The organism is Acinetobacter sp. 161(2023) (assembly GCF_037027805.1).
GTDB lineage: Bacteria > Pseudomonadota > Gammaproteobacteria > Pseudomonadales > Moraxellaceae > Acinetobacter.
On the sequence record NZ_JAZEYD010000012.1, the window covers coordinates 104,116 to 117,448 of the forward strand.

17 protein-coding genes are annotated in these 13,333 nt (G+C 39.5%); 11 read left to right on the forward strand and 6 right to left on the reverse strand.

Annotated features, from left to right (window positions below; genetic code table 11):
* The first annotated feature begins 88 nt into the window (after positions 1–88).
* The 4 genes from bioA to bioD are packed head-to-tail and all read left to right on the forward strand — an operon-like array spanning position 89 to position 3,919.
* The gene (gene bioA, locus WA249_RS13020) at positions 89–1,369 is read left to right on the forward strand and encodes an adenosylmethionine--8-amino-7-oxononanoate transaminase (RefSeq protein ID WP_336169273.1); all 1,281 of its coding nucleotides are present in this window, start codon (positions 89–91) and stop codon (positions 1,367–1,369) included.
* A gap of 1 nt (position 1,370) precedes the next feature.
* Positions 1,371–2,528 (forward strand): 8-amino-7-oxononanoate synthase, encoded by a 1,158-nt coding sequence (locus tag WA249_RS13025; protein ID WP_336169275.1) that lies wholly within the window; start codon positions 1,371–1,373, stop codon positions 2,526–2,528.
* A complete protein-coding gene (bioC, locus tag WA249_RS13030) occupies positions 2,525–3,274 on the forward strand; it encodes a malonyl-ACP O-methyltransferase BioC (RefSeq protein ID WP_336169277.1) in 750 nt (249 codons plus the stop codon). Before WA249_RS13025 ends, bioC begins: the two co-directional genes overlap by 4 nt.
* The gene (gene bioD / locus WA249_RS13035; protein WP_336169279.1) at positions 3,275–3,919 is read left to right on the forward strand and encodes a dethiobiotin synthase; all 645 of its coding nucleotides are present in this window, start codon (positions 3,275–3,277) and stop codon (positions 3,917–3,919) included.
* A gap of 64 nt (positions 3,920–3,983) precedes the next feature.
* Here bioD and rluB read toward each other — a convergent pair whose 3' ends face one another.
* The 5 genes from rluB to WA249_RS13060 all read right to left on the reverse strand — a co-directional run bounded on the left by rluB (position 3,984) and on the right by WA249_RS13060 (position 7,924).
* The gene (gene rluB, locus WA249_RS13040; protein ID WP_336169281.1) at positions 3,984–4,907 is read right to left on the reverse strand and encodes a 23S rRNA pseudouridine(2605) synthase RluB; all 924 of its coding nucleotides are present in this window, start codon (positions 4,905–4,907) and stop codon (positions 3,984–3,986) included.
* 41 nt (positions 4,908–4,948) lie between these two features.
* Positions 4,949–5,542, reverse strand: coding sequence for an SMC-Scp complex subunit ScpB (gene scpB, locus WA249_RS13045; protein ID WP_016139084.1), 594 nt, complete (start codon positions 5,540–5,542; stop codon positions 4,949–4,951).
* Complete coding sequence (locus tag WA249_RS13050) at positions 5,539–6,330, reverse strand: segregation and condensation protein A (protein ID WP_035366239.1); 792 nt, start codon at positions 6,328–6,330, stop codon at positions 5,539–5,541. The genes scpB and WA249_RS13050 overlap by 4 nt, the downstream gene beginning before the upstream one ends.
* 224 nt (positions 6,331–6,554) lie before the next feature.
* Complete coding sequence (locus WA249_RS13055; RefSeq protein ID WP_003653356.1) at positions 6,555–7,172, reverse strand: L-threonylcarbamoyladenylate synthase; 618 nt, start codon at positions 7,170–7,172, stop codon at positions 6,555–6,557.
* A gap of 89 nt (positions 7,173–7,261) precedes the next feature.
* Complete coding sequence (locus tag WA249_RS13060) at positions 7,262–7,924, reverse strand: elongation factor P hydroxylase (protein WP_336169285.1); 663 nt, start codon at positions 7,922–7,924, stop codon at positions 7,262–7,264.
* A 96-nt stretch (positions 7,925–8,020) separates the two neighbouring features.
* On the opposite strand from WA249_RS13060, the gene WA249_RS13065 reads away from it, so the two are divergent.
* From WA249_RS13065 to lysM, 6 genes are all read left to right on the forward strand, one after another.
* A complete protein-coding gene (locus tag WA249_RS13065) occupies positions 8,021–8,581 on the forward strand; it encodes a YceD family protein (RefSeq protein WP_336169287.1) in 561 nt (186 codons plus the stop codon).
* A 74-nt stretch (positions 8,582–8,655) separates the two neighbouring features.
* Entirely contained in the window at positions 8,656–8,841 is a 186-nt protein-coding gene (rpmF, locus tag WA249_RS13070; protein ID WP_000290730.1) for a 50S ribosomal protein L32, read from the forward strand.
* Positions 8,842–8,992: 151 nt separating this feature from the next.
* A complete protein-coding gene (fabD, locus tag WA249_RS13075; RefSeq protein WP_250374724.1) occupies positions 8,993–9,979 on the forward strand; it encodes an ACP S-malonyltransferase in 987 nt (328 codons plus the stop codon).
* The gene (fabG, locus tag WA249_RS13080; protein WP_016139079.1) at positions 9,976–10,710 is read left to right on the forward strand and encodes a 3-oxoacyl-ACP reductase FabG; all 735 of its coding nucleotides are present in this window, start codon (positions 9,976–9,978) and stop codon (positions 10,708–10,710) included. The genes fabD and fabG overlap by 4 nt, the downstream gene beginning before the upstream one ends.
* Before the next feature lie 84 nt (positions 10,711–10,794).
* Positions 10,795–11,031 carry an acyl carrier protein gene (acpP, locus tag WA249_RS13085; RefSeq protein ID WP_004641570.1) on the forward strand — a complete coding sequence of 79 codons (237 nt, stop codon included), beginning with the start codon at positions 10,795–10,797 and terminating at the stop codon, positions 11,029–11,031.
* Positions 11,032–11,219: 188 nt separating this feature from the next.
* Positions 11,220–11,693, forward strand: a complete 474-nt coding sequence (gene lysM / locus WA249_RS13090; protein ID WP_016139078.1) for a peptidoglycan-binding protein LysM — start codon at positions 11,220–11,222, stop codon at positions 11,691–11,693.
* Between the two features lie 43 nt (positions 11,694–11,736).
* On the opposite strand, the gene WA249_RS13095 is transcribed toward lysM, so the two are convergent.
* Positions 11,737–12,504 (reverse strand): hydroxymethylpyrimidine/phosphomethylpyrimidine kinase, encoded by a 768-nt coding sequence (locus WA249_RS13095; protein ID WP_336169292.1) that lies wholly within the window; start codon positions 12,502–12,504, stop codon positions 11,737–11,739.
* A 97-nt stretch (positions 12,505–12,601) separates the two neighbouring features.
* Here WA249_RS13095 and WA249_RS13100 point away from each other — a divergent pair, with 97 nt between their 5' ends.
* Entirely contained in the window at positions 12,602–13,276 is a 675-nt protein-coding gene (locus WA249_RS13100; protein WP_336169294.1) for an HAD-IA family hydrolase, read from the forward strand.
* The last annotated feature ends 57 nt before the right edge of the window (positions 13,277–13,333 follow it).

The following is a 13,333-nucleotide window of genomic DNA, read 5'->3' on the forward strand; positions in this document are numbered from 1 at the left end:
TTTGATTGATATCGCAATTTTCTTTCATTCTTAACAGGTTTAACATGTGTTCAATGAAAGATTTGAACGCTGTAAAAGGGTAAATAGGATGACCGATAATTTTGATTTGGAACATATTTGGCATCCTTATACTTCAATGACCCAACCTTTACCGACATTTAAAGTGAAACGTGCCTATGGGGCAACGATTGAACTAGATGATGGTAAAACTTTAATTGATGGTATGTCTTCTTGGTGGTGTGCGATTCACGGCTATAACCATCCTGAACTCAATCAGGCAGTGACAGACCAATTACAGAACATGTCACATATCATGTTTGGTGGACTCACTCATGATCCTGCGATTGAACTTGGAAAAATTCTTTTAAAAATTACACCACCAAGTCTCGACAAAATTTTCTATGCAGATTCAGGGTCGGTTGCCGTTGAAGTTGCTTTGAAAATGGCTGTGCAATTTTGGACAGCACAAGGCCAACCACAAAAAACAAATTTTATTACTACGCGTTCGGGTTATCACGGTGATACATGGAATGCGATGTCTGTGTGTGATCCAGTTACAGGTATGCATCAGATTTTTGGCACAAGCTTACCAAACCGTCTTTTTGTGGCTGCACCACAAACCAAATTTCATGAAGAGTGGAATCCTCAAGATATTGCCGAGCTAGAACAGGCTATTCAGCAAAATCATGAAAACCTTGCTGCACTCATTATCGAACCAATTGTTCAAGGTGCAGGGGGCATGCGTTTTTATCATCCAGAATATTTACGTCAGGCTAAAGCGCTTTGTGAGAAATATTGTCTGTTATTAATTTTTGATGAAATAGCTACTGGTTTTGGTCGTACTGGTAAGCTCTTTGCGTGGGAACATGCACAAGTTGAGCCAGACATTATGTGCATAGGTAAAGGACTAACAGGCGGCTATATGACTTTGTCGGCTACCTTAACCACAAAGCATGTTGCAGAAATGATTAGTCGCGGTCAGGCTGGGGTATTTATGCACGGTCCAACTTTTATGGCCAATCCGCTTGCTTGTGCTGTTGCCTTGAGAAGTACGCAATTGTTAATTGAACAAGATTGGCAAGCTAATATTAAGCGAATTGAGCAGCAGCTTAGCCAATATTTAACGCCTTTGAATCAGCTTGATTATGTTGCTGATGTACGAGTGCTGGGGGCAATTGGTGTCGTAGAATTTACCTTTAATGTTGATATGAAAACTTTACAGAAAGAGTTTGTAGACCGTGGAATCTGGATTCGTCCTTTTGGCAAACTGGTTTATGTGATGCCACCTTATGTCATCACTCAACAAGAGCTAAGTGATTTGCTTGAAAAATTGGTTGAAGTTGTTAAAACGTTGCAGGGAGCGCATTAAGATGTCATTGCTTAATCATTTTGCTACCGAGTTAGATGAGTTAAAACAACAAGGTAATTTCAGACAATTTACCCAAAATGTGCAGCATGGCCGTTTCATTACAATTCAGAATAAAACAATGCTCAACTTAGCTTCAAATGACTATCTTGGACTGGCGGCTGATCTTAATCTTCGCCAAGAGTTTTTAGATAGCTTGCCGTTAGAGCGGAGCTATTTTAGTTCTTCATCGGCCCGTTTATTGACAGGTAACTTTGATGAATATGAGCAGTTGGAAAATAGCCTAAGTAATGCATTTGGTGGCCGGTCGGCTCTGCTATTTAATAGTGGCTATCACATGAATATTGGTATTTTGCCCGCTGTTTCTGATAGCAAAACTTTAATTTTGGCAGATAAGTTAGTCCATGCGAGCATGATTGACGGTATACGTTTATCTGGTGCACAGTATGTGCGTTATCGCCATAACGATTTACAGCATTTAGAACAACTTCTGCAAAAGTATCATGATGATGACAAAATTGAACGAATCATTGTGGTCACAGAAAGTATTTTTAGTATGGATGGTGATGAAACGGATTTAGCCGCATTAGTCCAGCTTAAAAAACGTTTTGCTAAAACCATGCTATATGTCGATGAAGCACACTCAATTGGCGTTCGTGGTCAGCAAGGCTTAGGATGTGCTGAACAATATAATGTGATTCAGGAAATTGATTTTCTAGTTGGTACCTTTGGTAAAGCATTGGCAGCAGTCGGTGGTTACATTATTTGCGATCCAATTATTAAAGACTATCTTATTAATAAAATGCGCCCGCTTATTTTTACTACCTCTCAACCTCCTATTATTGTAGCCTGGGTAAACTTTATATTTCAAAAAGTATTGGTTGCTCAACCTCAGCGTGAACACTTAAAAAATGTTAGCCAATATCTTCAACAAGCTGTTGTGGAAAAAGGTTATGTAAGCCCGTCGACCAGTCATATCATTCCAGTTATTGTGGGAGAAAGTCAGGCCGCGATCGATAAGGCGAAACATGTTCAAGAAAGTGGCTTTTATGCGATGCCTGTACGTCCACCAACAGTCCCTAAAAACAGTTCCCGTTTGCGTATTTCTTTAACGTCAATGGTGCAGCAACATGAGCTTGAAGAATTGGTGAGTTTTCTGTGAGTTTGAATAAAAACTTGGTTGCCCAGCGTTTTGCCAAAGCTGGGCAAAGCTATTCAGAGCATGCAATTGTTCAAAAACAAATTTGCCAAAATTTAACGGTGTTACTCCAGCAATTTTGCCCGAGTACGATGTCACGCGTTTTTGAAATTGGATGTGGTTCTGGCAATTTAACTCGGCTTATTACTGCATATTTTCAGATTGAAGAATTAATTTTGAATGATCTGTATGCAGATGTGCAGGAAAATTTTACTCACCAAGAAGATTTGAAATGCTTAATTGGGGACATTGAAACTTTAGAGTTTCCCCAGCAGCTCGATATGATTGTTTCAGGTTCTGCTTTGCAATGGATGCAGGATTTGCCGCGTTTGCTCGAACGTTGTAATGAGGCTTTAGTTGATCAAGGCTGGTTATGCTTTTCAACATTCGGCTCTCAGAATTTAAGAGAAATTAAAGAGCTAACAGGACAGGGGTTAAGTTATTGGTCAGTTGAAAATTGGAATAGTGTCTTAACTCATACTGGTTTTGAAATTTTGCATTTGTCAGAGTCAGAAACTCAACTCTATTTTGATTCGCCTAAAGCCGTGTTGCAGCATTTAAAAGCAACAGGAGTAACGGCAACTGCTCAGCATCGTTGGAAAAAGCAAACTTTACAACAATTTTATCAAGATTATGATCGGTTTAAGTACGCTGAAGGATATTCCCTAACATATCATCCGATTTATTGTATTGCCCGGAGAGTGAAGTAAATGAGTGGCCAGATCTATTTTGTGAGTGGGATTGATACCGACATTGGTAAAACTTACGCTACAGGCTTTTTAGCAAAATTATGGACTGAGCAGGGTAAAAAAGTGATTACCCAAAAACTCATTCAGACTGGTAATACTGATATTTCTGAAGATATTGAAAAGCATCGTGAAATTATGGGGCAGGGCTGGTTTCAAGAAGATTATGACAAGCTCACCATGCCTGAAATTTTTAGCTATCCTGCTTCGCCTCATCTTGCAACACGCCTAGATAACCGAGAAATTGATTTTCAAAAAATTGAAAATGCGACGCAAACATTGGCAGAGCGTTTTGAAATTGTATTGTTAGAAGGTGCTGGAGGCTTAATGGTGCCACTAACTACCAGTCTGCTTAGCATTGATTATGTTGCTCAACACCAGTTCCCAGTTATTTTAGTCACATCGGGCCGTTTAGGAAGTATTAACCATACTTTACTGAGTCTTGAAGCACTTAAGTCTCGTGGTTTGAAATTGCAAGCCTTGGTATATAACTTAAAAGATGAATCAAAAGATCCATTAATTTCTCAAGATACTTCAAACTATTTGAAAGGCTATTTAGCAATTCATTTCCCTGAAGCTGAATGGATTGAGCTGGAAAAAATGAATTAATTTTAAAAAAGCTATAAAAAAACCGCTCTAATTTGAGCGGTTTTTTTACATATTATTCAATATTTTAGAATTTCTTAGAACCACGGTTAAAACCAGTCGATTTACGTTGGTTACCCGTGTTAACAGGAGCTTCATTTTCTTCATCACGACGTTGTTGACGTAAGTAACCGCCACGACGAGCTGCCATTGGCTTTTCGGTCATACGGTCAGTACGGCGTTTTGCCATACCAAATAGACCTGTACCTTGACGTGGTTTTAACTCAACAGATTTTGCTAGGTTATCGATGTCAGTTTTATCGAGCTCCATCCAGCGACCAGTACGTAATTCGCGTGGTAAAATAACAGTACCGTAGCGCGTACGTAATAAGCGGCTTACTTTAAGTTCTTGTGATTCAAAAATACGGCGAACCTCACGGTTACGACCTTCTTTCACGACAACTTGGTACCAGCGGTTAATACCTTCACCACCGATTTCCGAGAAAGACTCAAATTTAGCTGGGCCATCTTCAAGCTCTACACCAGTTACCATTTTTTGGCGTATTTTAGGCGTTACTTCACCCATCACTCGAACAGCATATTCGCGTTCAACTTCATTTGATGGATGCATTAAGCGATTAGCAAGCTCACCATCATTTGTAAATAATAATAAACCAGTACTGTTAATATCTAGACGACCTACCATTACCCAGCGGTCATTCGCAATTTGTGGCAAATGATCAAATACGGTTGGGCGTTTTTCAGGATCATTACGTGAACAGATTTCGCCTTCTGGCTTATAGTAAATCAATACACGACGACGAATTTCGTCTTCAATTTGAAACTGAACTTTACGGCCATCAATGCGTAATTCATCGCCTGGTTCAATACGTTCACCCACTTGGGCAACACGGCCGTTTACACTCACGCGTCCTGCGGCAATAACCTCTTCCATATATCGGCGGGAACCTAATCCGATTCGCGCTAATACTTTTTGCAATTTTTCACTCATGACAGCACAACCTTAGACATAATGATCAACAGTCCACCTCTTTATGATTTCGGTGCATTTGCATCGAGAGCCATAAAGGCTTCCTTGGCGTTCTGTAGGGGAGGCAATTGGCCTATCGAAGCTAGACCAAAAGCATTCAGAAACTGTGGCGTTGTAATTAACAACGCGGGTCTTCCGGGTAAATCTCTAAAACCGGCTTCTTTAATCCAGTTCCAGTCAAATAGTGTTCTAAGAATCTGACTATTATTAGACACACCACGAATTTGTTCAATATCTGCGCGGGTAACGGGTTGATGATAAGCAATGACGGCCAGCGTTTCTAGTAATGAAGGCGACAGTTTAGTTGGTCGCTCTGGCCAAATTTGCGCAATAATACTACGATATTTAGATCTTACCTGAAAGCGAAACCCTTGCGCTGTTTCAATTAACTCAATAGATCGGCCGTGTTGTAATAGCGCGAGCTGTTGTAAGAGTTGACGAAGCTGTTGTTTATTATATTGATTATTAAATGCTTCTTTTAAACGGGCAATTGAAACGGGCGCATCACTGGCAAAAATAATTGCTTCAAGTTGTAATAAGACTTCGTGATGAATGTCAGCTAATGACAAATCAGTATTATTTTGTTCAAAACTCATATTGAAGATCCTTGAATTGCTAAAGGAGCTTCAATACCAGAGGCAATAATTTTAACTCGCTGTTGACGGGTTAACTCTAAAACAGCCATAAATGTAACAACCATTCCCATGCGACCTTGCAGAGGATTGAGTAATTCTTTAAAACTTAACACGTCACCAGACTCTAATTTCTCTTCAATATATGCAATGCGTTCTTCGAGTAATACAGGCTCTTGAGCTACAACATGAACAACAGGTTCTGGGCGGTTAAATATACAGAACAATGCATCATGTAATGCTGAAATATCATAGCCTTCGTAAACAGGAGCGATATGACCTAAGCTCACATTTGCATTGAATGTATCACGCTCAAGAATTGGCATTTGACCTAAACGTTCTGCCGCTTGCTTAATGCGTAGATAGGTTTCAAGTCGATCAATCAGGTCCTGCTTGGGATCTTTTTCAATACTGATCGTTGTTGGCTTTGGTAAAAGTAAACGTGACTTTAAATCAGCCAATAAGGCTGCCATCACCATATAATCAGCTGTTAGCTCAATATTTAAGGACTTCATACTATCCATATAGGTTAAATATTGACTTGCTATAGGAGCAATATCGACTTGAATTAAATCAAAACCGTTTTTTTGAATCAGATAAATTAAAAAATCTAGCGGACCTTCAAACTGTTCGAGCAAAATCTCAAATGCAGCAGGAGGAATATAGAGATCTTCTGGAATCTTGTCATGCCACTCATCTAAAACACGGATGTGTGGAGCGTCTTCCATGGATTGATGAAGTGATTGATTCATTACGATTATAAGCCACGCGAATTTTCAAAAGCATGAGACTTGTTATTCAAGTCAAAGAGAGCTGTAAATAGAAGAACAGCAGATAGTGGCAATCATTCTAAATGAATTGTGCCTTTTAATAAATTACTTAACGACTAAAGTGTAAAAAAAATCCAAAATAAATAAAGAGTATTTTCTTGAGTGATAATACTTTTTTTAAAACTGTTGGTAAAAATTGTAAGTGCTTATTCAAAAGCACTTACATCTCCAATACCACGGCGGATAATTTCAGGATGTTCACCCGATAAGTCGACAATACTTGTGCTTGTTAAAGTACCGAAACCGCCATCAATAAATACATCAATTCGTTTATCTAACTGATTTTCAATATCGTATGGATCATCTAGAGGATCTTCTTGGCCTGGTAAAATTAATGTACTGGTGAGTAGTGGTTCACCCAGTTCTTTTAATAAAGCCTGACAAATTGGGTTGCTTGGAATACGTAAACCAATGGTTTTCTTTTTAGGATGCATTAACCTACGCGGAACTTCGCTGGTTGCCGGTAAAATAAAAGTCGTAATGGCTGGGGTGTTCGCTTTCAATAACCGATAAGTTGCATTATCAACTTTTGCATAAGTTGCAATATCAGATAAATCACAGCACATAATTGCGTATTGGTGCTTTGGCCCTAAACCACGAATCTGCGCAATACGTTCCATAGCATTTTTATTACCGATCTGACAGCCAATTGCGTAGGCAGCATCGGTAGGGTAAACCACAACATCTCCGGCACGAATGCGTTCAACCGCTTGGCTAATGAGGCGTTGCTGTGGATTTTCAGGATGTACATGTAAATGCATCATATTTTAGAGACTCCATCACGCCAGTGTTAAAATAATTATTAGGCTTTTTAAATAACCTATGCAAGTGATTAACGTGGTTTTTTTGTCAATTAATCAAGGAGTTCACGTTTAAATTCATTTGATTGTAATGCTATGCCTGAACGCGTACATTGGCAAATAAAACCAATAAATGCTGCTGCATCACACGGTAACTTATCTTCACCTGAAAAATAACGTTGTACTTGAGCATAAACATTATCTTTAAATATTTTGCCGTCTCCGCCATCACCTGTCAGGTTATCAAGCGAGACTCTAAACTTCCTACCAAAAGACTGCGCAAATAACCATTCAATTGCCTGCGGCTTAATTTCTACTTGTTCAAATAGACTTTGTTGTTCTTGCGTACGGCCATCGGGAGCGTACCAATATCCTAGATCGGGTAATAGGCGGCGTTTTTCGCCAGCAATTGTCCAATGACTGATTTCATGTAAGGCGCTGTTCAAAAAACCGTGGGCGAATTGGATTTTAGCCGGACCCTGATTTGTTGCCGGGAAATATTCTGGTTCAAAATCTCCACGAACTAATGTCACATTATGGTGGGAAAACCAGTGATTAAAGTGTAAAATAAGCCAATCGACTTGCTCAGACTCTGATTTTGAGCTTGACCATGGTGAGAGTTGCACTATGTCAGGTACAAGCGTGTTCTGATGAGTTGAATGGGTGCAAACGAGTAATGAAGTGTTAACTTCAGGTTGCGGCTGCAACAGGTGCATTGCTTAATTTACCCCGAGTTCTGTCTAAAGAAGTGCAAAATTGTATCTTAATCTTTGACAGAGTACCGATGAATTTGTAGAATTGCCGCCTTAATTATGTCAGCAAATACCTTTCCGGCACAGATTGAGCCGTTTAAATGGGCTGAACAAGGCTTTACATGGTCAGGTCAACTGTCCTTGTCTCGCTTTGCTCGTATCGCTCGTGAAGCTGTTGGATCAATTGATAATCAATTGGTCAACATAGACTGTAAGCTATCAATGGATGCATATCATCGCATTGTGTGGATGGATGGTCATATAGACACGATAGTTCCAATGGAGTGCCAACGTTGTTTGGAACCTGTTGAAATACCTCTTGTCTTAGACTTTCATATTGCATTAATAGATGATGAGTCACTGATAGAGCGCTTGGATGAGGATGCTGATTTCATCGTTTTAGGTGAAAGTGAGTCTTCGACGAAAGGCGATTATGATACGCCTGCCTCGATTAACTTGCTCGCATTACTAGAAGATGAACTGTTATTGTTGGTGCCTTTATCTCCCAAGCATGATGCTTGTGAAAATAAACATCAACCTACCGTTCAAGATGTTGTTGAAGAAAAACGGGATAATCCGTTTGATGTTTTGGCAGGTTTGAAGGGTAAACTTAACTCATAATTTGTGATATAATTGTGAGATAAGACAACTGAATTTGTTCTGATCCATTTTTTCGATCTTTGTAAGGAGCCATCATGGCCGTTCAGCAAAACCGTAAAAGTCGCTCTCGCCGTGACATGCGCCGTTCACATGACGCTTTAACCGAGAATGCATTAACAGTAGACCAAGCAACTGGTGAGACTCATCGTCGTCATCACGTTACTAAAGACGGTTTCTACCGTGGTCGTCAATTATTCGCTAAAGCAGCTGATGCTGAATAATTGTATGATATGCATTAAGCGTGATGCTTAAGTATAGAAAAAATGGGAGCGAAAGCTCCCTTTTTTTGTTGTTTTTCGCAATTATAAAAATATAAATAACATGTTAAATTTCCGCTCCAGAAATGAGTGAAAACCCAAAAAAGGATTTCTTATGTCTGCTAAACGTCTTGAACAAGTAGCTTTAGCCACAAAAACTGCGTTTGTGTTTCCTGGTCAAGGTTCACAAAAAGTCGGTATGCTTGCTGAACTAGCAGAACAGTTTAGTGGGGTTGGGCAAACCTTTGCCGAAGCTTCAGATGCGCTTGGATTTGATCTGTGGCATATTGCGCAAAGTGGCGAAGGCCTCAACCAAACAGAAAATACCCAACCTGTGTTATTAACTGCCAGTATCGCTCTATGGCGTGTATGGCTTGATTTAGGTGGTCTGGCACCTAAGTACCTTGCAGGACATTCTCTAGGTGAATACAGCGCTTTGGTTGCTGCAGGATCTATGAGCTTGGCAGATGCAGTGAAACTCGTGAATTTGCGTGGCAAACTCATGCAAAGCGCTGTTCCTCAAGGTGAAGGAGCTATGGCTGCAATCCTTGGTTTGGCTGATGAAAAAGTAGTTGAACTTTGTCAAATTGTGAATGCAGAAGGTCAAGGCTCAGTAGAAGCTGCAAACTATAATTCACAAGGCCAAGTCGTAATTGCTGGAAGTGCAGCATCTGTACAACAAGTAATGGCTTTGGCAAAAGAGCAGTCTGCTAAGGCAATTGCTTTACCTGTGTCAGTTCCTTCGCATTGTTCGTTGATGAAACCTGCTGCTGAAAAATTTGCAGAAGCTTTGGAACAAACTGCCATTGAGCTGCCTACCATACCTGTAATACAAAATGTCAACGCGGGAATAGCTACCGATGTTGCTCAATTGCGTCAGGCGTTAACTGCTCAATTGTACCAATCTGTACAATGGACAGACACGATGCAGTTCTTACAAGACCAAGGTATTCACTACGTTGTTGAGTGTGGACCTGGTACAGTATTGAGTAATCTCGCGAAGCGTTTACCAAATATAGAAAAAGCTTTTGCTATCGATAGCAAGAGTAAAATGGAAGATGCCCTAAATGCTGTTTTAGTGGCAGAAGGAAAAATTGCATGACACAAGAACGCAAAGTTGCATTAGTAACGGGCGCGAGTCGGGGCATTGGCGCTGCTATTGCCCAGCAACTTATTCAAGACGGTTATTTTGTTGTAGGTACTGCGACATCTGAATCTGGCGCACAAAAGTTAAGTGAAAGCTTTGGTGAGCAAGGGGCAGGTTTAGCTCTCGATGTGCGTAATCTCGATGAGATTGAAGCAGTCGTTTCTCATATTGAACAAAACTATGGCCCTGTGCTTATTTTGGTTAATAATGCGGGTATCACGAAAGACAATTTATTGCTACGCATGTCAGAAGATGATTGGGATGACATTCTCAACATTCACCTCAAAGCCGTATATCGTTTATCTAAACGTGTGCTTAAAGGTATGACAAAAGCGCGCTTTGGCCGCATTATTAATATTAGTTCTGTTGTTGCGCACTTTGCAAACCCAGGTCAAGCGAACTACTCTGCTGCAAAAGCAGGTATTGAAGCGTTTAGCCGTAGTCTTGCAAAAGAGATGGGTAGCCGCCAAATCACTGTGAACAGTGTGGCACCAGGTTTCATTGCAACAGAAATGACAGATGCACTTAGTGAAGACATTCGCAAAAAAATGAGTGATCAAGTGGCTTTAAATCGCTTAGGCGAGCCACAAGATATCGCAAATGCGGTGAGTTTCCTTGCAAGTGATAAAGCAGGTTACATTACCGGTACGGTATTACATGTAAATGGTGGTTTATACATGGCCTAAGGCTGATGTATAAACTTTTAAAATTTTTTATATTCAATTAAACTAGTGGCAAATCAAACGCCACAAGCAATGAGGAGAATTCCTGTGAGCGATATCGAACTACGCGTTAAACAAGCAGTTGCAGAACAACTTGGTCTTAAAGCTGAAGAGATTAAAAACGAAGCATCTTTTATGGATGACTTAGGTGCTGACTCTTTAGATCTAGTTGAACTTGTAATGTCTTTCGAAAACGACTTCGACATCACTATCCCTGATGAAGATTCTAACGAAATCACTACAGTTCAATCTGCAATTGACTATGTAACTAAAAAACTTGGTTAATTCGCATATTGCTGAATAAAAAGAAGGCCACCGGAAGGTGGCTTTTTTTTATTTGAGCAAAATAAAAGAAGAGATACATATTTTTACAAGATCAACCTCAATTGATAGCAGAGCTGTCTCTTTTTTCAAGTATAACAATAAGGGTCAGTTTAATGACTTTACTATAAACAATAAGTTGAGGACTAAAAATGGGTCTTTTTGATTTTGTAAAAGGTATTGGTAAGAAAAATACCGCACCAGCAGAACCACAACCAGCTCCGGCAACACCAGCAGAACCTTCTGCACAAGAAATCGCAAATAAATTATTAGGTTTAATTAAAAGCTTAGGTCTAGGGGTGGAAGGCTTATCTGTAACCTATAATGGTTCAACTGATACTGCGACTATTAATGGTCAAGTACAAAGCCAAGCAGATAAAGAAAAAATTATTCTTATTGTTGGGAATATTGATCATGTGGCACATGTAGATGATCAAATGACTGTTGCAACTCCTGAACCAGAAAGCAAATTTTATACAGTGAAATCTGGTGATAACCTTTCAAAAATTGCGAAAGAATTTTATGGTGATGCAAATCAATATCCAAAAATCTTTGAAGCAAATAAACCAATGTTAAAAGATCCAGATGAGATTTTCCCTGGTCAGGTTTTACGTATTCCTCAATAATTGAGGGGAATAAAAAAGGCGCTTTTAGCGCCTTTTTTCTTTTTTAAAATCTTTTTGGTATTTTTTGCCCATTTGATACTGGAGTGTCGGCGTTCTTTAAAACACCGAATAACCATGTTTCAGCATGCTGAACTGCAATTTTTAAAGAATCACCTAAAGCTAAACGACCAGCAATAAAACTAGCTAAAGAACAACCTGAACCATGATACTCGCCATCTAAGCGTGGGCAACTGCTGCTCGCCGCAAGTTCACCATTAATATATAAATTATTTTTTATATGATCTGGTGTATCTTCGTGTCCACCTTTAACTAATACAGCTTTAGCACCCATTTTGAAAAGTTTTTTGGTTGCTTGTTCTAAGTCAGCAATGCCTGTTAGAGCACGTAATTCGACTGTATTGGGAGTAATAATAGTGGCTAGGGGAATAAGCTCAACAAATGCTTTAACGAGAGTCGCCTGATCACCTAAAGAACCACCACTGTTTGCGACCAAAACTGGGTCAAGTACATATTGATAGTCTGGATGTGCGCGAAGAAACTGAGCTAGAGCAGCAATATTATCTGTAGTGCCAAGCATGCCTGACTTAACGCATTTAATTGGTAAATCACCTACAACGGCATTTGCTTGAGCTAATAATAGTTCTTTTGAGGTTGCTTCGAAGCCGAATACTTGTTGTGAGTTTTGAATGGTGAGGGCTGTACATGCAATTGCTGCATGAGCACCACTTTGTCCAATCGCTTCAATATCAGCTTGTAAACCTGCACCACCTGAAGGGTCTAAACCCGAGAAACAAAGTACGGTTGGACGCACGGTTATTTCCTTTTCAATTTAAATTTACGTTAGTATAAGAGAGTTTGATTAAACTCTCGACCAATTGAATTAAATACTTTACTGGGTTAGTGATTGAATGGCTATAAAACATATTTTGATTGATTTAGATGGAACTCTAACAGACCCAAAAGTTGGTATCCATACTTCAATTCGCTATGCAATGGATAAACTGGGATATTCTTTAGCTGCCGATTTAAATATTGACTGGACAATTGGCCCCCCGTTAAAAGCGTCATTAGCAAAACTGTTAGCTACTCAAGATGATGTTCTGGCTGAGCAAGCATTACTTGCTTATCGTGAGCGTTTTTCAGTTACGGGCTTATTTGAGAATGAAGTATATCCATCAGTTGCCCAAACGCTTAATGCATTAAAAGAAGAAGGATATCGTTTATTTGTTGCCACCGCTAAACCAACGATTTATGCAAAACGTATCTTGGATCATTTTGACTTAAGCCAATATTTTTTACATATTTATGGTAGTGAGTTAACAGGCGAGCGGACTAATAAAGCTGAACTCATTCATTATATTCTTGAACATGAGCAACTAAACCCAGAAGAATGCTTAATGATAGGTGATCGCCAATACGACATTTTGGGTGCTCGCCATAATGGTATTGAAGCAGTTGCAGTGACTTATGGTTATGGAACACCAGAGGAACTTGAACAAGCACAGCCTAAAGCAATGATTGCGCAATTCTCTGAACTTTTTGACTATGTCGAAGAGCAGGCAGCACAAAAGAAAGTATCTTAAATATTATTAAATTTTAATTTAAAGGTTTGGCTTTGATATAAAGCCAAACCTTTTTTC

Coding starts and splice junctions, on each gene's coding strand:
- scpB (WP_016139084.1), bottom strand. CDS start 5,542: ATGAGTTTTGAACAAAATAATACTGATTTGTCATTAGCTGACATTCAT.
- WA249_RS13055 (WP_003653356.1), bottom strand. CDS start 7,172: ATGATGCATTTACATGTACATCCTGAAAATCCACAGCAACGCCTCATT.
- bioA (WP_336169273.1), top strand. CDS start 89: ATGACCGATAATTTTGATTTGGAACATATTTGGCATCCTTATACTTCA.
- rpmF (WP_000290730.1), top strand. CDS start 8,656: ATGGCCGTTCAGCAAAACCGTAAAAGTCGCTCTCGCCGTGACATGCGC.
- WA249_RS13025 (WP_336169275.1), top strand. CDS start 1,371: ATGTCATTGCTTAATCATTTTGCTACCGAGTTAGATGAGTTAAAACAA.
- lysM (WP_016139078.1), top strand. CDS start 11,220: ATGGGTCTTTTTGATTTTGTAAAAGGTATTGGTAAGAAAAATACCGCA.
- rluB (WP_336169281.1), bottom strand. CDS start 4,907: ATGAGTGAAAAATTGCAAAAAGTATTAGCGCGAATCGGATTAGGTTCC.
- WA249_RS13050 (WP_035366239.1), bottom strand. CDS start 6,330: ATGAATCAATCACTTCATCAATCCATGGAAGACGCTCCACACATCCGT.
- fabD (WP_250374724.1), top strand. CDS start 8,993: ATGTCTGCTAAACGTCTTGAACAAGTAGCTTTAGCCACAAAAACTGCG.
- WA249_RS13100 (WP_336169294.1), top strand. CDS start 12,602: ATGGCTATAAAACATATTTTGATTGATTTAGATGGAACTCTAACAGAC.
- WA249_RS13065 (WP_336169287.1), top strand. CDS start 8,021: ATGTCAGCAAATACCTTTCCGGCACAGATTGAGCCGTTTAAATGGGCT.
- fabG (WP_016139079.1), top strand. CDS start 9,976: ATGACACAAGAACGCAAAGTTGCATTAGTAACGGGCGCGAGTCGGGGC.
- bioD (WP_336169279.1), top strand. CDS start 3,275: ATGAGTGGCCAGATCTATTTTGTGAGTGGGATTGATACCGACATTGGT.
- WA249_RS13060 (WP_336169285.1), bottom strand. CDS start 7,924: ATGCACCTGTTGCAGCCGCAACCTGAAGTTAACACTTCATTACTCGTT.